Origin of the sequence: Halomonas sp. H10-59 (assembly GCF_040070555.1) — a bacterium.
GTDB lineage: Bacteria > Pseudomonadota > Gammaproteobacteria > Pseudomonadales > Halomonadaceae > Halomonas > Halomonas litopenaei.
Window position 1 is genome coordinate 3,807,362 of the sequence record NZ_CP098828.1, and the last position, 22,290, is coordinate 3,829,651.

Below are 22,290 nucleotides of genomic sequence, written 5' to 3' on the forward strand. Positions count from 1 at the left end.
ATCTACATCAGGAAAGGCATGGTTCCGCGCCCACTTGGCCGCATTTTCCAGCACAATCCCCCTAACGTCTATTCTTCTCGCTGATCGGTTCGGCGAGATATTTCGCTGACCACAACGTCCAACAACCGCCAGCTCCTCGCCTGGAAAGTGGGTACATGCTACGTCTCAGAATCCCGCTGACGCTGTTGTCCCTGGCACTGTACATTGCGGGGCTCTGCGCCAGCCTCGCCGGGACTACCGCCTCGACCACCTTGCCCACCCTGGTCCTGGGCGGCTTGATCGGTCTTGCTCAACTGGCCTGGTACCGCCAGCGGCTGGGCTTGAGTCTGACGCTGGTGGTGGCGGTGTTGGCCGCTCTGCTGATCGGCGTGGCCGGCGAAACCCTGCCCCAGGGCTGGCTGTCTCTGGCGACTTTCGATCCACCGGCGCCGCTCGATACTGGCCACCCACGCCTTTCCTGGCAGTGGCCAGGGTTGGCCGACAGCCTGCTGCTGGCGTGCCTGGCCTTGAGTCTTGCCCTGCGCACCCGTGCCAGCCTGGGCACCCCCTTGCTGCACGCCATCGCCGTCCTGCTGTGGGGGAGCCTGGCCTACCAGGTGGCGGCGCCCGAGACACTGCCGCCGCTGGCGCCACCTGCAGGCCCGTGGGCGCTGGCGGGCAACGGGCTGCTATTGCTGACCCAGTTCATGGCGGTGGTGACCGGCTGGCGCCACAACCTGGCGAGCCTGTTGCGCGCCCTGGGCCCCGGTCTTCTTATTGCCACGGCAACGGTTCTGCTGTGGTGCCAGCAGGATAGCGAGGCCAATCGGCAGCTATTCGAACGTGCTCAGCGGGAGACCGATCGCCTGTCGGCAACGATGACAGACCGCATCGACGATACCCTTCGAGCCATGCATCGCTTCCATCTGATCTGGGAGATCGATCAACGCCTGCCCTCGGCATCGATGTGGCACCACGAAGCCCAGAGCTTTCTGCACGACTTCCCGGAGCTGCCTCTGCTGGCCCTCATCGATCCCTCCGGGTGGGTCCAGCACCTCTATCCCGACGATAGCTTGCACCAGGCCTATCAAGGTATCCGGTTGCTGGACGGGACCCTCGACAGGCCATGGGTGCAAGAGCTGCAGCAGAGCTTTCACCAGCGCGACGCGGTGTCGTCGGATATCCTGCCACTGCCCGATGGAGGCTGGGGCATCATCCACTTTCTGCCGATCCACACGGTGGATGGTGATCGGCTGCTGGGTTCGGTCGCCATGGTCTTCAGCCTCGACGCCTTAGCTTCCAACCTCCTGTCCGCGCTCGCCGATATACCGGACGCCATGACGCTGACATTGAAAGACGGCGACAGCACCCTATGGCGGGTACCGGCGTCAGCGACGAATTCGCCCTGGAAGCTTGTCAGCGATGTTCGTCTGCTGTCCCACACCCTGAGCCTGGAGCTCCGCCCCAACCGCCCGCTGCTGGAGCACCTGAAGCTGCACTATCCGAGTTCAACGCTGTGCACTGGCCTGATCATGGCTCTACTGCTCTATCTGTTGTTGTTCAGCCGCCACCAGCAGCGCCAGCAGCACCGCCAGATTGCCGATACCAATCTCGAACTACGCCGAGAAATGCGGCGTCGTTCACGCCTGCAGAAAAACATCGAATGGCTGGCTGGACACGACGACCTCACGGGCCTGGCCAATCGACGCACCTTTCTCGCCAGCCTGCCGACGGATGCCGGCCAGAACCCACTCAGTCTGCTGTTATGTGACCTCGACCATTTCAAGCGCATCAACGACCAACAAGGCCATCAAGCCGGGGACCAGGCGCTCAAGCGCTTCGCCGCCTGCGCGCAGAAACTGCTTCCACAGGGGGGCGTGCTGGCCCGCTACGGCGGCGAGGAATTCGTGGTCTATCTGCCACAGGGCGATATCGCCTGGGTACATGACTGGGCAGAACACCTGAGGCGCGAGGTGCAGGCCTGCGGCGTGCAACACGAAGACGGCAGTCCCATGACGGTATGTATCGGTCTGATCACCCAGACCGAAGGCCCCGTTGTGCCAAGGGACTTGCTGCATCGAGCGGATTTGGCGCTGTATCGCGCCAAGCGGCTGGGCCGCAATCGGGTGGAAATCGCCGAAGCGAAGCCCGCTGCTGAGCCCAGCGAGGCCACAGAGCCCAACGGTCTGTTGCACTCCTGACTCAGGTCAACCCCACTGGCGCGAGGCGGCGCACTTCTTCCTGAGCCTCGATCAGCGCCTGGGTAAGCTGATCGTAGCGCGGCCAGTCAGGCCGCGAGCCGCCAGGGTTGGAACGCCTGAATGTGGTACACCTCGACACCCGTTGTTCGTCACTACCGGCTATTGAGCCAAGGGCTGACCCTGCTCGCCCTGGCACTGGCAGTCGCCTCCCTCACCGTGCTCGATACTCGGGTAGCCTCTCTGCCGGCGAATCAGACGACCCTGGCGCTGGCCCTTATCGTAGCCATCGGTCAATGGCGCTGGACACGCCTGGGGGTACTCACCAGTGCCCTGGTGCTTTGGCCATTGCTCCTATGCCTTCTAGGTTTGGTGTTCAGCGCCTGCGCACCGGAAGACTGGCTATCCGTGGAGCGCCTGTCCGAACCCTTCCGTTGGCTGACAGCGCCTTCGACTCTGCTGGACTGGCGCCCTCCGCTGGTCGAACTGGTCATGCTGACGCTGCTGACCCTGGGGATACTGGCGCGCACGCGCTCGAGCCTGGGCGTCCCCTTGCTCCACATGTCCTGTTTCCTGCTGTTGCTGGTGGACCAGACACCACTGCATCGCTGGCTGCCTTCAGCGGCACTGCTGCACGCCCACTCGCTCACCGTCACCGCCGTCCTCGGCCTGTTGCTGGCCGGCCAGTGGGTGGGCGTGGTAAGCGGCTGGCGTCCCACCCGCGACAGTCTCAGGCGTGGGCTTTGGCCTTCGACACTTCTGGTCGTGATAACCCTGGCACTTTGGCAGTACCTGGAGATTCAGGCCGATGGCGAACTGCAATATCTAGGACAGCGCGAAGGCCGTGCCATGGAGGAACGCCTGGCCAGCGAATTCAATGACTTTCGACACTCACTGCAACATTTGCAGGTTTTCCTCGAACAATCGCCGCTCCCGCCCTCTACCGAACGCTGGCAGCACCTGACGCGACCTCTTCGCGACCACTTTCCCTACCTTGCGACGCTGCGCTACGTCGCAGTGACCGGCGGCAATGTGCGAAGCCCCGCGACCACAGTCGTCCCCAGGTCCACTGATATGCCTCAACCTGCCGCGGTGCTTCCCCCGGAGGCCCCGATCACTACCCTCGCCATCGACGCTCCTGCACCGACGATGAAGATCACGCTCTCGCTACCGATTCGCCGTCCCGGTGGAAAGCTGCTCGGGCACTTGGCAGCGACCTTGTCACTGTCAGCCATGGCCGAGAATATGTATACGCATCCCCCCTCGGGAGCGGGGAGCCTGCAGGTCCGACTTACCTACCATAACCGTCTGATCAAGGAATGGCCCATGGAGGGGCATCCGGCCCCGTGGACAGTATCCGTTCCCCTCGACGCCATTCCCCTGCATCGACCCGACAATAAGGCGGTGACAGTCGACACAGCCTATCTACCGCTCGAGCTGACCTTGCGCCCCGATACCCGATTGCTGACGCGCCTGCGCAGCCGTCTTCCGGCTGTCACCCTGATGCTGGGTCTGCTGTTCAGCCAGTTCCTCTATCTGACATTGTTCAGCCAGCACCAGATGGCCTCCCAGCATCGTGCGCTTGCACGCTCCAACGGAGACCTTCGCCGCGAGGTCCGCACTCGCCATCGCCTGCAGCAGCAACTCAGCTGGCTCGCCGACCACGACGAACTCACCGGTCTGCCGAACCGACGTCACCTTCAGGCCACCGCCCAGACCTGGCGGGCGCGCTTGCCCCTGAGCGTCATTCTTGTCGACATCGACCACTTCAAGCGCATCAACGACTGCCTCGGCCATGCCGAAGGCGACAGAGTGCTCAAGGCGGTAGGTCGACTTGCACAGGAGACCCTGGGGGATGACGGCCTGCTGGGGCGCTACGGCGGGGAAGAGTTTCTGGTGATCATTCCCGAAGGACGGCTAGCCGAAGCCAGCGCTGTGGCCGAGCGTCTGCGGCGTGCCGTCCGACAGGCACCGCTGGCTCATCACGACGGCACGCCACTGACCATCAGCCTAGGGGTGGCATGCCAGGACCAGGCACCGCTAGATCTGGCACGCCTGATACAGCAGGCGGACCAGGCGCTCTATACAGCGAAGCACCAGGGACGCGACCGGGTCGAGCTCTTCGTGGATACCGTCGACGGCGCATCGGACCTGGACACACCGCCCTTCACCGCCTGAACGAGGCTCGACGCCTGTAACGGGAGTCTTGAGTACCCTGGTCTGCACCGCCGACGTTGCCTCAGTGCTTTGCGCTTCGGCAAAGGCTCATCGGCGCTCGGCAAAAAACGTCTTGAGCAGGCGAGAGGCTCGGCTCGCCAGCACCCCACCTTCGACCTCCACCTGGTGGAAGTGCCAGGGCTGGGCGAACAGGTTGGCTCGGGACTCGACCATGCCGGAACGAGGCTCCGCCGCACCGTAGACCAGACGCCGGATCCTGGCGTGGATGATGGCCCCGGAGCACATCATGCAGGGTTCCAGCGTCACGTACAGCGTGCAGCCCTCGAGCCGATAGTTCGACAGGCTCACCCCGGCGTCCCTGAGCGCCTGAACCTCGGCATGGGCGCTGGGATCATGGCTCGCCACGGGGCCATTGGCGCCGCGACCGATGATCTCTCCGGCCGCGTCCACCACCACCGCACCGACCGGCACCTCTCCTGCCTGGGCCGCCCGCTCGGCCAGTTCCAGCGCTCGATGCATGTAAAATTCGTCACTGCGCAAGGTGTTGCACTCCCGTACACTGAGCCCAGGCAAATGCTGAACCATTGTCGCGGGCACGGCAATCGCCACCGTGTCACCGCCATCAACTAGCCGGGCTATCCCGGCGCAAGGAGGATACGCGAATGTCGGACGCCTTGAAGGGTCTGGTAGACCTGCTGGGCCTGGAAATGCTGGAAGAGAACCTGTTTCGTGGACGCAGCCAGGACCTGGGGCTTCCCCAGCTGTTCGGCGGCCAGGTACTGGGCCAGGCGCTGTCGGCGGCCACCCAGACCGTCGCGGCGGAGCGTCAGGTGCACTCGCTGCACGGCTACTTCCTGCGTCCCGGCGACGCCGCCATGCCGGTGGTCTATCAGGTCGACCGCGTTCGTGACGGAGGCAGCTTCACCACCCGCCGCATCACCGCGATCCAGAAGGGCCGTCCGATCTTCTTCTGCAGCGCTTCCTTCCATGGCCAGGAACACAGCCTGAGCCACCAGGCCAGCATGCCCGCCCTCGAAGCAACAGAGCCCGGCGACAGCGACGAGATCCTGCGCTTCCCCGGCCACCCGATCGAATTTCGCCATGTGGAAGACACCGCCGAGGACGGCGCGCCCGCACGCAAGCGGTTGTGGTTCCGGCTCAATGGCGAGCTGCCCGATGACCCCGCTCTGCATCGCTACCTGCTCGCCTACAGCTCGGATTTCAACCTGCTGACCACCGCCCTGGTGCCCCATGGCATCCGTTTCGGCGACCCCAAGCTGCAGATCGCCAGCCTCGACCACTCGCTCTGGTTTCACCAGGACGTGGCCGTCAACGACTGGCTGCTGTACGACATGGACAGCCCCTGGGCCGGCGGCGCCAGAGGCCTGGCTCGTGGCAGTATCTACAATCGAAAAGGCGAACTGGTGGCCTCCAGCGCCCAGGAAGGCCTGACACGCCTGAGGGAGCCCCGGGGCTAGCGCACAGGGGGGCCATCAGGGACGCCTGGAAACCCCGCTAGCCGGGCTGGCGGTAGGCCCGGGGTGATCGAGAAGGTGGTGTCAAGCCGGTGTAGCTCAGCAGGTAGAGCAACGCATTCGTAATGCGTGGGTCGGAGGTTCGAGGCCGTGATGCCCGGTGGTCCGCCCGAATGTCACCCGGTCAGCATGGCCAGGTAGTCCTTGAGCACCACGGCGTTGTTGTGGGTCTCATCCTTCGAGGAAAACACCAAGGTGACCTTGTCCTGCTGGCTGCGCTCGGCCAGGGGTCTGAGCGTTTCCCGCTGCGCCTTCAGCTCAGCCAGATAGCGCTGACGAAACTCGCCCCAGCCCAGTGCTTCGCTGTGAAAGGCCTTGCGCAGGTCATCACTGGGGGCGGCCTCCTTGATCCATTCATCGATACGCGCCTCGTCCTTGGCGATCCCCCGCGGCCAGAGCCTGTCCACCAGCACCCGATAGCCGTCGTTGTTGGCGGGCGCATCGTAGGCCCGCTTGAGCTGAATCGTCATCGTGCCTCCACGTCCGAGAATGTGCTCCATCCTTAACAGACGCATGGCCCGGCCGTCACCCCATGTGGCTTTGGCACTCGCAGCCGATACAGAAGCCGATGCCGATCGTCAGACCAGGCGCCAGCACCCGACTATTCGAGGCGTTCGAGAATGGTGCAGGAGCAATCCCGCTCCCCGACCTCGTCGATCAGTACCCGATAGCGCGGCAGACGTATGTCGTCACCGTCACCTTCGACCAGGGCCGAGGTATCGATGATCTCGGCGGTGTTACCCGAGGACAACTGGTCCTCGGCTACCATGACCAGATCACGGGCAATCAGCAGGGTGTCGCCAATGTGCATGGGGGCTTCCTCTTGATGGCTCTTTTCTCTTGATGGGGAGCGGCCACGCCCAAGGGCGAAGCCATCTACCGACATTGGCTGGCACCGGATCATCCCAGTGCCGGCGTGCGCTCGCGCGCTGCCAGGTGCTCGGGCCGTGGGGACTTGGCGCCGAAGGGGGTGACCAGGCGGTTGTCGACGCTGTTATAGACGAAGAACAGGTTGGAGCGCGGCCACGGTGACAGGTTGCTGTTGGACGCATGCAGCGCGTTGCAGTCGAACAGCAGAATCGACCCGGCCGGCCCCTTGGGCGCCTCGATGCCCTGCTGTTCGATGATCGGTCCCAGCTGCTCTCGGGTGGGTACGCCGATGTGCTGCGCCTTGAGCGAGGTCTCCCAGTTCTGGTCCGGGGTGCGTCCCACGGTGGGGACAAACTGGCGATGGGAGCCCGGTACCAGCATCAGCGGTCCATTGAACTCGCCGTTGTCGGTGAGCATCAGCGAGACACTCAGCGCGCGCATGCCGGGCATGCCGTCTTCTGCGTGCCAGGTCTCGAAGTCCGAGTGCCAATCGAAGCCACTGCCCTGGAAGCCGGCCTTGTCGTTGATCCGCGACTGGTGCACGTAGACACCGCCCCCGAGCAGTTGCTCGACGATCTTCAGAAGCCGCGGCGAGCGAGTCAGGCGATCGAAGCGCTCGGACAATTCGTGCATGCCGAACACCGAACGAATGGCGCCTGAGACAGGATCGGTGATGACCTTGTCGCTGCCGGTCAGCTCGGGATCGCGCTCCATGGCGCTTAGTTCATCGAAGAAGGGCTCGATGTCGTCGGCCTCAAAGAAGCTGTCGAACCAGAGAAAGCCACGTTCTTCGAATGCGGCCAGCTCCTGCTCGTCGAGCGGCCCGGCCTGGCGCTGCTCGGGCGTCGCATGGACGACCGGGCAATGGCGGGCGATATTGCCCATTGGCGCGTCAAGCCGTGTGGGATAGCCATCATCCGAACGGATCGACAGTTGGTTGGGTGCGTAAGTCATGACTCCGCCTCCGTAACGATTCCAGAATGGATCGCCGTGACCGGAGACGCTGTGCCTTGACCGACCTCGGCGATGGACCCCCATCCTGGGCGTGTATCTACCGCGCCGACATAACCTGAGTTAACGTAAACCCCTAATACGCATTCTCCATCGGGCCTGTCGTGCAAGGAGCCTTGCCGTGTCGAACCGGGACAGCTGCATCGTCAAGCATTTTCGCCACTATCACCCGCTCAGCGATGGCGATCGCCAGCTACTGGGCGCGCTCGAGAAGTCACCGCTGGAGGTCAAGGCCGGCGATAGTCTTTGGGAAGAACGCGATCCTGCCCAGGACTTCTTCACCCTGAGCCAGGGCTGGGCCTTCTCCTACCGGCAGCTGGAAGACGGCGCGCGCCAGATCCTGGAGGTCTACCTCCCCGGCGACGTGATCGGGCTACGCGAATACGCCTTTCATCAGCGTCTTACCGGCGTCCAGATGATCGAGGACGGCATCATCTGCCGCTTCCCCCACGCCCGTCTGACCGACATCTTTCAACAGTCGACCACCCTGACCTCGATCCTCTTCGCCATGGCCAGCCGCCAGCAGGTGCTGCTGACCGAGCGCCTGGTCAACCTGTCGCGACGCAGCGCCAGACAGAAGCTGGCCCACTTCATCATGGAAATGTACGAGCGCCTGGCCAAGACCGCTGGCCGGCAGGAAGACCACAGCCTGCGTCTGCCACTGTCCCAGGAAATGCTGGCCGACGTGCTGGGGCTGAGCCCGGTGCACGTCAGTCGCACCTTCAGTGCACTCGACGAGGAGGGCCTGCTGCACCGAAACCGTCATCGTCTGCTGCTGCCTGATCCGGCCGCCCTGGCCGATGCCGGCCAGTTCGACGAACGCTACCTGGCCGACAGCGTATTCGCGGCCAACGACGCGGTGGGCTAGGGCTTGTCTGAAAAGTGCCTGCGCTCGGTAATACGGCGTTAAAAATCGGATCAAAATGCTCATTTACACCCCGTAAACTGCGCTTTCTCACCGATTTTTGCCTTGTCTAACCTTCGCTCGTCGACTTTTCGGACAGCGCCTAGGACTGGTCCACCACCGGGGAATCACCGGCCGCTGCATGCAATTTCGACCAAAAGTCTAACTTCGCCCAGCCATAAAGCCCTCTACTCTTATGATTGTATGCAATGTAAGAGATTTCCTCGTGACTCCGACCACCCCGCTCGAAGCCAGCGGTGCCCGCACGGCCACCGCCCAGGTCCATGAAGCCATCAAGCAACGCATCCTCGACGGCGCCTATCGACCGCTCGAATTCGTGCGTGAGGCGGCGGTTGCCCGGGAACTCGAGGTCAGCCGTACCCCGGTCCGCGAGGCGCTGCGGGAGCTGGTATCAGAGGGCTGGCTCGAGGCCATCCCCCATCAGGGCGCCAGGGTGACCGAGTGGACCGAAAAGGACGCTCGTGAAGTGTTCGAACTGCGCCTGGTACTCGAACCCATGGCGGTCGGACTCGCCTGCCGACACATCGACGCTGACACCCTCGCCCATCTGGACGACCTGGCCTCGCGCATGGAGGCCCTGACCGAGAGCCCCCTCGATGGTGCGGGCCACAGCGAGCTGGCCTCGCTCAACCACGAGTTTCACCGCCTGTTGATCCAGGCCAGCGACAACCAGCGTCTGGCCCAGATCCTCGAGAGCGTGGTGCGTACCTCGATCATCCGACGCAATTTCGCCAGCTACGACCGCTCGGCGCTCAAACGCAGCATGCAGCACCACCGCGAGATGCTGATCGCCATCGGCGCCGGCAACGCCGCCTGGGCGGAGAACGTGATGCGCGCCCATCTGCTGGCCGCGCGGGTATTGCACGTGACCGTCGACACCTCGACCGCGACCTCATCGCCCCCGTGATCCTCCCGACGCGGCCCTTTTTTGCGTTTCACCCTTCATCTTCCACCTTCGACCTCTGACCACGGACCTCCAACATGAACGAGCTTATCGCCTCACTCCCGCTGGACGACCTCAAGGTGCTCGAACTCGGCCAGCTTATCGCCGGGCCCACCTGCGGCCAGGTACTGGCCGACTTCGGCGCCCAGGTGGTCAAGATCGAGCCACCGGGCAAGGGCGACGCCATGCGCCAATGGGGCCAGACCGACGAGAGCGGCGAACCGCTGTGGTGGAACGTGATCGCCCGCAACAAGCAGTCGCTGACCCTCGATCTGCGCAAGCCAGAGGGCCAGGACCTGCTGCGGCGCCTGGCGGCCAAGGCCGATGTGCTGATCGAAAACTTCCGCCCCGGCACCATGGAGCGCTGGGGCCTGGACTACCAGAGCCTGTCGGCCGACAACCCGGGGCTGATCATGGTGCGGGTCACCGGCTTCGGCCAGGACGGTCCCTACGCGTCGCGTGCCGGTTTCGCGGCGGTGTGCGAAGCCATGGGCGGACTGCGCTACATCAGCGGCTACCCGGACCGTCCCCCGGTCAGGGTGGGAATTTCGCTGGGCGACACACTGGCCGGGGTCCAGGGCGCCATGGGCGCGTTGCTGGCGCTGCACCAGCGCGAGAAGACCGGGCGTGGCCAGGTGGTGGACAGCGCCATCTTCGAGGCGGTGATGGCGATGATGGAGAGCCTGATCCCCGACTACGCCCGGGCCGGTAAGATCCGTGAGCGCGCAGGCAGCTTCCTGCCCAAGATCGCGCCGTCCAACGCCTATCCCGCCAGGGACGGCCGGGACGTCATCATCGGCGCCAATCAGGATACCGTCTTCCGCCGGCTGTGCGAGGCCATGGGCCAGCCCACCCTGGCCGATCATCCGGACTATGCCGACCATCGCGCGCGAGGCGAGAACCAGCAGGCCATCGACGAGCTGATCGCCGCCTGGACCGCCCACCACGACGCCCAGCATATCGTCGACCTGCTGGCCGACGCCGGTGTCCCGGCGGGCCTGGTGTACACCGCCAAGGACATGCTCGAAGACGAGCACATCAAGGAGCGCGGCTCCATCGTCGAGGTGCCGGACCGCCACGGCAAGCCGCTGCCGATGCAGAACGTCTTTCCGCGGCTGTCGCAGACGCCTGGCAAGGTACGCCAGGTCGGTCCGGCCCTGGGCGAACACACCGAGGCGGTGCTCGGCGACTGGCTGGAACTCGACCACAACAGCATCGATGCCCTGCGCAAGGACAGCGTGATCTAGCACCGCCAACCAGCGACCACTCTGCCGACAACAACAACCTAGAGGCTCTTGCATGGAACCCCTACTCGTCCTGGCGCTGCTGATCGTATTGATCGCCGTCGGCCTGCCGATATTTCTGTCCCTGGGGCTGGCCGGGCTCGCCGGCCTGTACATGGCCCGGGGCTCCATGGCGTTCTTCTTCGCGCCGTCGTCGCTGTTTGGCCAGCTCAATGCCTTCGAATTGATCGCCCTGCCGCTGTTCATATTGATGGGCAACCTGCTCGGCGCGACGCCGGTGGGCAGCAACCTGTTCCAGGCGGCGGTGAGGTGGCTGCACTGGCTCAGGGGTAGCCTGGCGATCTCCTCGGTGGGTGCCTCGGCGGTGTTCGGCGCGGTGTCCGGGGTGAGCCTGGCCGGCGTCGCCGCGGTCGGTTCGATCGCCGTACCGCAGATGCTCGAGCGCGGCTACAGCCGCTCGCTGGCCGCCGGTGCGGTGGTCAGCGCCGGCGCCCTGGCGATGCTGATCCCGCCCAGTGTGCCCTTCATCATCTATGGCGCCGTGGCCAGCGTATCGGTGGCCGACCTGTTCATCGGCGGTATCGTCCCCGGGGTGGTACTGGCCCTGGCGCTGTCGCTCTACATCTTTATCCGGGTGAGTCTGAAGCCCGAGGAAGCGCCCAGTGTCGAGCAACGCTTCAGCTGGCGCGAGCGCTTCGCCAGCCTTGCCCACATCTGGCACGCCGCCCTGCTGGTGCTGGTGGTGCTTGGCTCTATCTATTCTGGACTGGCCACCCCCAGCGAGGCCGCCGGCATCGGCGCCTTCGGCGCCTTCGTGATCGCCGCGCTGATCTTCCGCTGCCTGACGCTTGCCTCCTTCGGCCGCATCCTGGCCAGCACCGCACGAGTCAGCGGCGCCATCCTGCTGATCATCGGCTGCGCCAAGATCTTCGGTGACTACCTCAACATGGTGCGGGTGCCGCAGCTGCTGACCGAATCGCTGACCGCCTCGGGCCTGCCGGACTGGGCGATCCTGCTGGCGGTCATGCTGCTGCTGATCCTGCTCGGCATGATCGTCGATGCGGTCTCGCTGATCGTGGTCACCACGCCGGTGCTGCTGCCGCTGATCCAGGCCATGGGCTATGACCCCCTGTGGTTCGGCATCGTCATGGTGCTGAACCTGGAGATCGCGGTGATCACCCCGCCGGTAGGGCTCAACCTCTACGCGCTCAGGGGGGTCTGCCCGGAGCTGTCGGTGGAGGAGATCATCAAGAGCGCGCTGCCCTTCGTGGCGGTGCAGTTCCTGGTGCTGATGCTGTTCGTGTTCTTCCCCAGCATCAGCCTGTGGCTACCGAGCCTGATGCACTGAAGGGGCCCGATTCACTCGCCCCGCTGGCCAGGGGCAACAACGACAATGACAAGACGGAGACATTCCCATGAACTTGACCCGCCGCCAACTGCTCAAGACCACCGCCTTCGCCACCGCAGGGGCCTCGCTGCTGGGCCCCCAGGCGCTGATGCCACGCCATGCCCGCGCCGCCACCACCTTCACCGGCGTGACCTACCTGCCACCGTCCTACAAGGCGCTGACCTACGGCTCCGCCGGCTTCGTCAACTACCTGCGCGACAACGGCGGCGACGTGCTCGAGGTCGATTTCTACGACTCGGGCCAACTGCTCAAGGCCGACGAACAGCTTCCCGCGCTGCGCTCGCGCAATATCGACTTCATGTTCCACACCACCTCCTACATCACCCGCTCGCTGCCGATCCTCGGCATCACCGGGCTGCCCGGTGTCGTCGGCGAGCTGTACCGCCACCCCGAGCGGCTGCGTCAGGGCAGCCCGCTGTTCGACCTGATCAATGAGGAGCTGGCCAAGGAAAACCTCTACATGCTGACCTCCGGCGGCGGCATCCTCGAGCCCGAGTACATCTGGAGCACCCAGGACAACGCGGTGCGCAGCCTCGAGGACATTCGCGGCAAGAAGGTCAGGGTGGTCAGCTTCGAGGCCACCTCGGCGCTGGAGGCCTACGACATCGGTGCGGTGCGCATTCCTTCGTCCGAGACCTACATGGCGCTGCAGCGCGGTACCGTGGACGCCGGCGTGTTCAATATCTCCACCATCATCGGGCGAAGCCTGCAGGAGCAGGTGGACGTGTGCTACCAGCTGCCGATCACCGGCTTCTCGGTGGCGCCCTTCATGCTGCGTGACCGCTGGGACAGCCTCGACGACGACAGCCGTGCGATCCTCGAAGATGCCGCCCGCTGGTACGACGAGAACTTCATCAGCCACTGCAACGACGATATCTATCCCAACGAGTACTGGCCCCAGGTGCGCGAGGAGAACGTCGAGATCATCGCCCCCAGCGACGAGGATCTGGCCGCCTTCAACGAGGCCACCCACAAGGTATGGGACCACTGGAAAGGCGAGGTCGGTGAGGAACTCGGCGAACGCGCCATCAAGCTCGCGCTGGGACAGGCCTGAGGTCGCCATGAAAGCGCACGCACAGAGGATCCCCCTCAAGGGCTGGGATGGCGTACTCGCCATCCTGCGCCTGGCCTCGATGGCGGTGCTGGTGTTCATGACGGTGTCGATCTGCTACGACACCGTCATGCGCTACGCCTTCTCCGCCCCCACCCACTGGAGCCTGGAGATCAACTCCTTTCTGCTGGTGTATCTGGCGGTGATGGGAGCCGCCGAGGCCCAACGCTTCGACGCCCATATCCGTATCACCTTCTTCAAGGACAAGCTTCCCGCCAAGGCGCGTCGGCTGCTGGAAGTGTTCACTGGTCTTGCCGGGATGACGTTCTGCGCGATCCTCGCCTGGCGCGGTTATCTGATGGCGGCCCAGGCCTTCGAGTACGGCGAACGGGTGTCCAGCGCCCTCGGCACCCCCATGGGCATCCCCTACGCGCTGCTGCCGATCGGCTTTACCGCACTCGGCCTTCAGTTTCTGATCGACACCCTGGCGAGCCTTTCCCGCGGAGCCCCACTGCCGCCGCCGGACGGCTCCGATCACATCGATGCCACCCACCCTTGAACCCGACGGAGACTCCCGCATGACCACCACGTCACCCGCCCCGATCGAACTGGTCGAGGTCGCCCCGCGCGACGGCTTCCAGTCGATCGCCGATCCGCTGCCGACAGAGCGCAAGATCGAGGTCATCCAGGCGCTGCTCGACGCCGGCATCCGACGCATGGAGATCGGCTCCTTCGTCAGCCCCCGAGCGATTCCCCAGATGGCGGACACCGGCGAGCTGATTCGCGCCTTCGCCCATCGCCGCGATGTGAGATTCTCCGCGCTTGTTCCCAACCTCAAGGGAGCCGAGCTTGCGCTTGAGCACGATGTCAGCGAGCTGGTCTACGTGGTCTCGGTGTCCGAGGCGCACAACCGCAACAATGTGCGCCAGTCGGTGGATGAATCGTTGGCGGCCTTCGCCCGTGTGGTCGAGGCGGTGCGCGCCAAGGGCAACACCGCCCTGCGCCTGGACCTTGGCACCAGCTTCGACTGCCCCTTCGACGGCAGGGTCGACTGGCGCCGGGTCGATGAGGTGCTCACTAAGGCGCTCGCCATCACCGGCGAGTTGCCGGTGGAAGTCGCCCTGTGCGACACCACCGGTCGCGCCACACCCTTCCAGGTGGCGGACCACTTCACCGAGCTGACCGAGCGCCACCGATCCCCCGCCCTGTCCTGGGCGTTCCACGGCCACGACACCTTCGGCATGGGCGTGGCCAACGCCCTGTTCGCGGCCCGCCACGGTGCCACCGCACTCGACGCCGCCTGCGCCGGCCTCGGCGGTTGTCCCTTCGCTCCGGGGGCCACCGGCAACACCGCCAGTGAAGACCTGGTCTACGCCCTGCAGGGGGGCGGGATGGCAGGTGACATCGATCTTGGCGCGCTGCTGCACGCGGCCGACTTGATCGCGGCACTGCCCGGCGGCAAGACCGAAAGCCACCTGCGGCGGGTTCCACGTGAGGGCCTGGCCGGGGCAGACGCGGGGGCATGAACCAGCAGACGGCGCCCTCTCCAGCTCCCTCTTCACCACCCTCTCCGCCTCCCCAGGTCGGTATCGCCCTGCTGGCAACGACCCTGGTGCTGGCCTTCTCGTCGCTGGTGGCGCTGTTTCCCTCGGCGATCGCGCCGACCCTGGCAGGCTCGCTGGGGGTTTCCACCGCCACCGTGGGTATCCAGGTCAGCCTGATCTTCGGTGGCGCCATGCTGACCTCGCTGGTCGGCGGGCCGCTGACCCGACGCTATGGCCCCTGTCGGGTCAGCCAGCTGGCGCTGGGGCTGCTTGGCGGCGGCGCGGCACTGCTGACCCTGCCGTCACTGGCCACCTTCGCCCTGGCCTCGCTGATCGCCGGGCTCGGCTACGGCCTGACCAACCCCTCCGCGTCGCTTTTGCTGTTTCGGGTGACTCCGCGTCACCGCCAGGGCCTTGTGTTCTCGCTCAAGCAGACCGGGGTGCCCTTCGGTGGCGTGCTGGCGGGCCTTGTCGCCCCCGCCCTGGCGCTGGCTATCGGCTGGCAGGCGGCTCTGGGCTGCCTGTTCCTGGTCGCCGTCATCGGTATTCTGCTATTGCAGGTTCAGCGCCATCACTGGGACCGCGAGCGCGACCCTCGCACACCTTGGCTGACCACGCCCCTGGCCGGGCTCCAGGTGGTCTGGCAGCGCCCGGCGCTGCGCTACCTGGCCCTCTTGAGTCTCTGCTTTTCAGCCATCCAGCTATCGGTCTCGGCCTTCACCGTGGCGCTGCTGGTCGAGGATCTGGGCGTCGGCCTGGTCGTCGCCGGCGCCACCATGTCCGCGGTCCAGGTCTTCGGCATCATCGGCCGAGTGCTGTGGGGCCTTGTCGGCGATATCCTCGACGATCGCCTGATCACCCTGATGGGGCTGGCCTGCCTGAGCGCCGGTAGCGGCCTGGCCATCGCCACCATGGACGCCGACTGGCCGCGCTGGGCAATGGTCGCGGTGCTGTGCCTCATGAGCCTGTCGGCGCTTGGCTGGAACGGCGTGTTCATGGCCGAGATCACCCGTCTGGCCCCCGCCGAACGGGTGGCCGACGCCGCCGGCGGTTGCCTGGTGCTGACCTACAGCGGTGTGCTTGTCGGGCTACCCCTGCTGGGTGCGCTACATGGGCTGTTCGGCAGCTATACCGCCCTGTTCGGGCTGTTGGCGGGACTTGCCCTGGTGGGCCTTGGCTTTCTGCTGAAGGCGCGACGGGCCATCGCCGCTCCCGGCTAACCGTCGACGCGGTGTGACCAGCGTTCGGCGGCCAAAGGTCGCTGAAGCGTCTGGTTCAAGCGGCTGGCTCAAGCGGCTGGCTCAAGTGGCTGACGGGGCCTAGATAAAACGCCAGCGCTTGAGCACCACCAGCTCCACCGCCACCAGCACCACCATGAAGGTGCAGAACAGGGCGAAGGACATGGGATTGTCGACGCCAGGCATGCCGCCGATATTCACGCCCAGCAGGCCGGTCAGAAAGCTGATCGGCAGGAAGATGCCGGAGATGATCGACAGCAGGTAGGTGTTGCGGTTGACCTTTTCGGTGTGCTGGTGGGTCTGGTACTGCTGAACCATGCCTACGTGCTCAAGATAGAAGTCCACCGACTCGTTGATTCGCTGGATGGTGTCGCGGGCATTGGCCAGATCGAATCGATCATCGGCAAGCAGCGGTGGCAGGCTGTCGATCATCGCTTCAATGGCGTAGCGCTGGGGCTTGAGGAAGCGACGCAGCTTGATCAACCGCTTGTTCAGCGACATCAGGACGGCGTTGTCGGCCTCAGGCTCTTCTTCCTGGGCGGCGATGGTGGCGTCGAAGGGCTCGACGAAATCCTCGATGCGCTCGTGGAGCTTTTCGATGATATCCACCACCACTGCTCCCAGATCGTCAGGCCCCTTGCCCTGCTCGAGCTCACGGCGTATGTCGGCGATGGCCCGGGAAGGCAGCTTGCGGGTGGAAATCAGCACCCCATCGTAATAGAGGATGCGGATACTGAGCATGTCGTCGGGCTGCTCACCCTGGTTGAGGTTGACCCCACGCAGAATCAGCAGGAAGTTGCCGTCGCCGAGGGTCTCGAAGCGCGGCCGGGTGTCCTCGGCCAGCACGCCGTCGATGGCGGATTCGGGGATTCCTGCCAGCTCGAGGCGCTCGCAGGTGGCTTCGGCATCCCGCTGAAAGTGGTACCAGGCGCCTGCCTGAAGCGGGCCAGGCGCTGGCTCGGGCAACTGGTGGACTTCCTGGCCAAACGACCAGGCGTCGATAAAAAAAGGCGCGGTCATGCAGGCTCCATCAGGTGTTCGTCAGGCGGGCCGCGCCCGCCGCTTACAAGGTCGAGAAATCAAGCTCGGACAGCGGCGCCGGCTGTCCGTACAAAAAGCCCTGGTAGCGGTGGCAACCGTGTCGATGAAGCCAGTCCCGCTGCTCCGCTGACTCCACTCCCTCCGCGATCACATCAAGCCCCAGGCTGCGCGCCAGGGCAATGGTGCTTGCCACGATGGCGGAGCTGGTGGCGTTGTCGAGCACGTCGCGAACGAAGGACTGGTCGATCTTCAGCTCGTCCAGCGGCAGCCGCTTCAAATAGGCCAGCGACGAGTAGCCGGTGCCGAAGTCGTCCAGCGCGAAGGTCACACCCAGTGCCTTGAGCCGCGTCATGGTGCGCTCGACCCCGTCGCGATCCGCCACGAACAGCGACTCGGTCACCTCAAGCTTGAGACGCCGGGCCGGCGCCCCGGTGCGCGCGAGGATATCACTGACCCGGGCAACGAAGCCGGGATCCTGAAACTGCCTGGGACTGACGTTGACCGACACGGTCCTGGTGCTGTCATCACCCTGCTGCACCCAATCCACCAGCGTCAGGCAGGCCTGCTCGATGACCCAGAGACCGAGTTCATGGATCAGTGGGCGCTCCTCGGCCAGCGGAATGAACTCGGACGGCGGAACGAGGCCCCTGTCGGGGTGTCGCCAGCGGATCAGCGCCTCGACCCCGGTGACACAATCAAGCTGATCGACCTGTTTCTGGTAGACCAGATACAGCTCAGAGCGCGCCAGCGCGCCAAGCAGGTCTTCGTATAGCTGAGCACGCTGCTGCATCCGTCGCTGCATCCCCGGGTCGAAGAAGCAGACGTCGCTGGCGGTCTGACTCTTGGCCTGGAACAAGGCCATGTCGGCCTGCTGCAACAACCGTTCGCGAGAGACCTCGTCGCGAAACGGACTGATACCGACGCGCGCATTCGGCGACACCGGACGTCCTTCGATCCAGACCGGCATATCCAGCGTGTTCAGCAGCTTGCGAGCAACGGTATCGGCCACGCGCACCGCGGTCTCGAGTTCCACGCCCACGCCTTCGAGGACCACCACGAACTCATCGGCGCTGAGACGTGCCAGAGTATCCTCCTCGCGCAATACCGACTCGAAGCGACGGGCGGCTTCTCTGAGCAGCTCGTCACCGCCGTGGTGGCCGAGGGTATCGTTGACCTGCTTGAAGTTATCGAAATCAATGAGCAGCAGTGCGCCGTAACAGCCATCCCGCTGACAACGTTCCAGTTTTTCGCCGAGTCGATCGAGCAGCAGGCGTCGATTGGCCAGGCCCGTCAGCGGGTCGAAGAAGGCAAGCTGATGAATTTCTTCCTCCGCCGCCTTGCGCTCGGTGATGTCGCTGAGCGTCGCCACGTAGTTGCGCAGCTGGCCCCGCTCGTCACGCACCGCGCTGATGGTCAGCCATTGAGGATAGATGTCTCCGCTCTTGCGACGATTCCAGATCTCGCCCTGCCAGGCACCGGTATCGCCGATCCGCTGCCATAGCTGTCGATAGAAGTGTTCGTCATGTCGCCCCGAGCGCAGGATGTCTGGGCGACTCCCCTGGACCTCGTCTTCGCGATAGCCGGTGATGTCGGTAAAGGTCCGATTGACCTTGAGAATGCGGCCATCGACATCGGTGATCATCATGCCCAGGTGGGTCTCGAAGGCTACCGCGGCAATGCTCATGTTGGCCTGATGCAACCGCTCCAGGGTGACATCACGCACTACCAGCAGGACACCGTCATGCTCCCCATCACCGCTGAGCAGCGGACTGATCAATGCACTGAAGTCACGGGGGCCGCCACCTACGGTCAGAGAATAATCAAACCGACGTACTTCACCGCTGGCCGCCACCTCGGCCAGCGCCTCGTCCAGACGTCTGGCGATGTCCGGCGGCAGAAAGGCGCGGTAGTGGCTGCCGACCAGGACCTCCGGCGGTGCCAGCAGCAAGGCTTCGTCTCCGGCATGGACAAAGGAGAAGTGGCCACCGCGATCCAGCACCAGTACCAGGTCCTGCATGGAACCGATCAACGCCTTCAAGCGAGCTTCACGGCGGTGGGCGGCCTGTTCGGCGCGCTGCCGTTCGACCACCTCCCCCTGCAACGCCAGCTGGGCACGCCCCTGCGCCAGCACGTGACGCAGCAACCATAATCCGAGCAGGGCCAGCAACGCCCCCAGCACTACCAGTGGCCACAGGCGCTGGCTCCAGCCCGACAGCAACGCCTCGTGACTGTAGCCCAGCACCAGCCACAGAGGCAGTTCGGCCACTCGCCTCGCCACGAACAACCGCTCCTGACCATCCAGCGGGGATTGCTGACGAAAGTGAAGCGTATCCGGCGCGTCCGCGGTCAGCGATCGACTTCCCGCCTGCGACACCAATTCTCCCGGCGCCAGCCCAGCCGCAGGCACGCGGACCACCAGCCGTGCCTCGCTGTCGACCAGGGCGATGCTTTCTCCCTGCATCAGGCCGAACCCCTTGATCGCTTCAGCCAAGGGCCCGGGGTCGATCGATGCCATGGCAACATGCATCTGAGTGGTCTCTGCCGTGCTCCGTTGCACCAGGGTCATGCGGTATTCGCCGGCAGACGGCGAATAGTGCAGAGACGAGACCAGGGTCTCTCCCCTCCTCAATCCGGCCAACTGTCGAAGAAACGCATCCTGGGGTAACCAACCCTCGAAAAAGCGAGCTTCTGCGCTTGTCGGGTCCGAGAGGATCGCCAGGTCTTCTACCAGGGGAAGGGACCTGGTTCGCTCCCTGAGCAAGGGTGCCATCGGCGGTCCATTGCCGGCAGGATTGATCATTTCATCGAGAGCCAGTAGCCCGGCAAGCGCGTGAGTCGCGACGTCAAAAGGCTCGGCCACCAGCGCCTCGACCACCTCCGCTCGCGCGTCGAGACGTTGCTCCACACGCTCCACCTCGGCCAGATACTGGCCCCTGAGAGTCCACACGATGCCGGCGACCAGCAGCATCAAGGCGGTCACATAGAGCGCAATGGCACGACGACGCCCCGAGTCGGACGCATTCGTCACAAAGGGGGATGGATCAACTGACACGGACACGTCGTCGTTTCGCCTCTAGAGCATTCATGTGGAAGGTGCGCATCCAGATTCCGTCGACTGTCTTGGGCATGGACGAGTGATCATAGCCAACCCTGCGCTACTTGCGCAGTACTTGCGCACCACTCGCGCATTAAACCGCCTAGTTTCTTGATCACACCAAGCTGACCATGGTCCATCATTCCCCCAGAAAACCTCCGACCTGGCGGCGCCACAGGGAAGCATAGAGGCCATCCCGGGCCAGCAAAGATTCGTGCTCACCCATCTCGACGATGCGCCCCTTGTCGATGATTACCAGTCGATCGAGCATGGCGATGGTCGACAGACGATGGGCAATGGCGATGACGGTCTTGCCCTCCATCAGGGTATAGAGATGCTGCTGAATTGCCGCTTCCACCTCGGAGTCCAGCGCCGAGGTGGCCTCGTCGAGCACCAGGATCGGCGCATCCTTGAGCAACACCCGAGCGATGGCGATCCGCTGGCGCTGCCCCCCAGACAGGGTCACACCGCGCTCTCCCACCTGGGCATCCAGGCCCCGACGCCCATGAGGATCGACCAGATCCTCGATAAACTCGTGAACATGCGCCTGACGCACCGCCTGCCACAACCTTTCTTCGCTGCAGTCTCGACAACCGTAGGTCAGATTCTCGCGCAGCGATCGATGCAGCAGGGAAGTATCCTGGGTCACCATACCGATCTGTCGACGCAGCGATGCCTGGGTGACCTCGGCGATATTCTGACCATCGATCGTTATCTGCCCGGCCTGCAGATCATGAAAGCGCATCAGCAGCGACGCCAGGGTCGACTTGCCGGCGCCGGAGCGGCCGATGATGCCCACCTTTTCGCCCGGGGAAATGTTCAGATCGAAACCGTCGAACACCCTGGGGCCCACCTGGCTTCCCCGGGCGTAGCCAAAGACCACGTCCTCGAAACGAATCTCGCCGTGCTGGACCCGCAGCGCAGGGGCCGCTGGTCGATCCTGCACTTCGGGGATACGCGACAGGGTGTTGATACCGTCCTGAACGGTGCCGACATTCTCGAACAGGCCAGCGACTTCCCACAGGATCCAGTCGGACATGGAGCGCACCCGCATGACCAGACCGATCGCCACCGCCGTTTCACCAAGGGACACCCAGCGGTGATACCAGGCCAGTACGACCAGTCCCGCCATACCCACCAGCAGCAGGGTATTGAGGGTCGCCAACGACACCGATAGCCAGGTGGCCAGGCGCATCTGCCGATGTACCGTTCCCATGAAGCCATCCATGGCTTCCCGGGCGTAGGCCCGCTCCGCCCCGGCATCGGCAAACAGCTTGATCGTCTGGATATTGCTGTAGCTGTCCACGACCCGCCCGGTCATCACCGCCCGCGCGTCCGCCTGGGCCATGGACACTCGGCGCAGCCGGGGGATAAAAACCCTCATCAATGCCAGGTAGCCCGCAAGCCATAGCACCAGAGGAGCCATCAACCAGGGCTCGGCGGCCCCCAGCACCACCAGCGCGCCGGTGAAATACACCAGCACATAGACCAGCATGTCGAGCACCTTGGTGACGGTCTCGCGCATGGCCAGCGCGGTCTGCATCACCTTCTGCGAGACGCGCCCGGCAAACTCGTCATGAAAGAACGACAGGCTCTGCTCGAGCATCAGCCGATGGGAGAGCCAGCGCCCGAGCATGGGGTAGTTGCCGAAGATTCCCTGGTGGGTGATCAACGACAGCAAAAACACCAGAAGTGGCAGTCCTGCCAGCACCGCCGCTCCCAGGCCGATCAAGCTGGTCAGGTGGGTGTCGACAAAGCCCTCACGGTCGGCTTCGGCCAGCCAGTCCACCAGTTCGCCCATGGCGGTGAAGAACACCACCTCGGCGATGGAGACCAGCGCCGTGACCACCGCCATGGCCGCCAACAGCCCGGTGAAGGGACGCGAGTAGTGCAGCACGAAGGGCCACAACCGGTCCGCGGGTACCGATTCGGGCTGGTCGGGATAGGGATCCACCAGCCTCTCGAAAAAACGCAGCATGTTCCGCTCTCGTATCGCATGACGCCAGCCGCTCATCATACCCTTGTGCCGTT

18 protein-coding genes are annotated in these 22,290 nt (G+C 64.5%); 11 read left to right on the forward strand and 7 right to left on the reverse strand.

Annotation, left to right across the window (positions count from 1 at the left end; translation table 11 throughout):
- Positions 1 to 155: 155 nt before the first annotated feature.
- Positions 156 to 2,180, forward strand: coding sequence for a sensor domain-containing diguanylate cyclase (locus NFG57_RS16510; RefSeq protein ID WP_348814798.1), 2,025 nt, complete (start codon positions 156 to 158; stop codon positions 2,178 to 2,180).
- A gap of 120 nt (positions 2,181 to 2,300) precedes the next feature.
- Positions 2,301 to 4,355, forward strand: coding sequence for a diguanylate cyclase (locus tag NFG57_RS16515; protein ID WP_348814799.1), 2,055 nt, complete (start codon positions 2,301 to 2,303; stop codon positions 4,353 to 4,355).
- A gap of 87 nt (positions 4,356 to 4,442) precedes the next feature.
- On the opposite strand, the gene tadA is transcribed toward NFG57_RS16515, so the two are convergent.
- Positions 4,443 to 4,895, reverse strand: coding sequence for a tRNA adenosine(34) deaminase TadA (gene tadA / locus NFG57_RS16520; RefSeq protein WP_045991988.1), 453 nt, complete (start codon positions 4,893 to 4,895; stop codon positions 4,443 to 4,445).
- A gap of 122 nt (positions 4,896 to 5,017) precedes the next feature.
- Here tadA and NFG57_RS16525 point away from each other — a divergent pair, with 122 nt between their 5' ends.
- A complete protein-coding gene (locus NFG57_RS16525) occupies positions 5,018 to 5,833 on the forward strand; it encodes an acyl-CoA thioesterase II (protein ID WP_108449964.1) in 816 nt (271 codons plus the stop codon).
- 173 nt (positions 5,834 to 6,006) lie between these two features.
- On the opposite strand, the gene NFG57_RS16530 is transcribed toward NFG57_RS16525, so the two are convergent.
- The 3 genes from NFG57_RS16530 to thpD form a co-directional block, all read right to left on the reverse strand.
- On the reverse strand, positions 6,007 to 6,360 hold the full coding sequence (locus NFG57_RS16530; RefSeq protein WP_108449963.1) for a DUF488 family protein: 354 nt from the start codon (positions 6,358 to 6,360) through the stop codon (positions 6,007 to 6,009).
- 131 nt (positions 6,361 to 6,491) lie between these two features.
- Entirely contained in the window at positions 6,492 to 6,701 is a 210-nt protein-coding gene (locus NFG57_RS16535) for a hypothetical protein (protein WP_108132360.1), read from the reverse strand.
- An 89-nt stretch (positions 6,702 to 6,790) separates the two neighbouring features.
- Positions 6,791 to 7,714 (reverse strand): ectoine hydroxylase, encoded by a 924-nt coding sequence (gene thpD / locus NFG57_RS16540; protein ID WP_108449962.1) that lies wholly within the window; start codon positions 7,712 to 7,714, stop codon positions 6,791 to 6,793.
- A 178-nt stretch (positions 7,715 to 7,892) separates the two neighbouring features.
- Here thpD and NFG57_RS16545 point away from each other — a divergent pair, with 178 nt between their 5' ends.
- The 8 genes from NFG57_RS16545 (at position 7,893) to NFG57_RS16580 (ending at position 16,106) form a co-directional block, all read left to right on the forward strand.
- A complete protein-coding gene (locus NFG57_RS16545; protein WP_287164278.1) occupies positions 7,893 to 8,639 on the forward strand; it encodes a Crp/Fnr family transcriptional regulator in 747 nt (248 codons plus the stop codon).
- 262 nt (positions 8,640 to 8,901) lie between these two features.
- Positions 8,902 to 9,603, forward strand: coding sequence for a GntR family transcriptional regulator (locus tag NFG57_RS16550; RefSeq protein WP_287164280.1), 702 nt, complete (start codon positions 8,902 to 8,904; stop codon positions 9,601 to 9,603).
- Between the two features lie 74 nt (positions 9,604 to 9,677).
- Complete coding sequence (locus NFG57_RS16555) at positions 9,678 to 10,886, forward strand: CoA transferase (protein WP_108449960.1); 1,209 nt, start codon at positions 9,678 to 9,680, stop codon at positions 10,884 to 10,886.
- A gap of 52 nt (positions 10,887 to 10,938) precedes the next feature.
- Positions 10,939 to 12,231, forward strand: a complete 1,293-nt coding sequence (locus NFG57_RS16560; RefSeq protein ID WP_045991076.1) for a TRAP transporter large permease — start codon at positions 10,939 to 10,941, stop codon at positions 12,229 to 12,231.
- A gap of 67 nt (positions 12,232 to 12,298) precedes the next feature.
- Complete coding sequence (gene dctP, locus NFG57_RS16565; RefSeq protein ID WP_045991077.1) at positions 12,299 to 13,345, forward strand: TRAP transporter substrate-binding protein DctP; 1,047 nt, start codon at positions 12,299 to 12,301, stop codon at positions 13,343 to 13,345.
- A 7-nt stretch (positions 13,346 to 13,352) separates the two neighbouring features.
- Entirely contained in the window at positions 13,353 to 13,901 is a 549-nt protein-coding gene (locus NFG57_RS16570; RefSeq protein ID WP_108132356.1) for a TRAP transporter small permease, read from the forward strand.
- Positions 13,902 to 13,920: 19 nt separating this feature from the next.
- Positions 13,921 to 14,868 (forward strand): hydroxymethylglutaryl-CoA lyase, encoded by a 948-nt coding sequence (locus NFG57_RS16575; protein ID WP_124803374.1) that lies wholly within the window; start codon positions 13,921 to 13,923, stop codon positions 14,866 to 14,868.
- Positions 14,865 to 16,106, forward strand: a complete 1,242-nt coding sequence (locus NFG57_RS16580; RefSeq protein ID WP_348814800.1) for an MFS transporter — start codon at positions 14,865 to 14,867, stop codon at positions 16,104 to 16,106. The genes NFG57_RS16575 and NFG57_RS16580 overlap by 4 nt, the downstream gene beginning before the upstream one ends.
- A gap of 99 nt (positions 16,107 to 16,205) precedes the next feature.
- Here the strand turns inward: NFG57_RS16580 and NFG57_RS16585 are convergent, their stop codons facing one another.
- The 3 genes from NFG57_RS16585 to NFG57_RS16595 all read right to left on the reverse strand — a co-directional run bounded on the left by NFG57_RS16585 (position 16,206) and on the right by NFG57_RS16595 (position 22,237).
- On the reverse strand, positions 16,206 to 17,144 hold the full coding sequence (locus NFG57_RS16585; RefSeq protein ID WP_213231566.1) for a CorA family divalent cation transporter: 939 nt from the start codon (positions 17,142 to 17,144) through the stop codon (positions 16,206 to 16,208).
- A 43-nt stretch (positions 17,145 to 17,187) separates the two neighbouring features.
- On the reverse strand, positions 17,188 to 20,217 hold the full coding sequence (locus NFG57_RS16590; protein ID WP_348814801.1) for an EAL domain-containing protein: 3,030 nt from the start codon (positions 20,215 to 20,217) through the stop codon (positions 17,188 to 17,190).
- 181 nt (positions 20,218 to 20,398) lie between these two features.
- A complete protein-coding gene (locus tag NFG57_RS16595; protein WP_108132352.1) occupies positions 20,399 to 22,237 on the reverse strand; it encodes an ABC transporter ATP-binding protein in 1,839 nt (612 codons plus the stop codon).
- Positions 22,238 to 22,290: the final 53 nt, after the last annotated feature.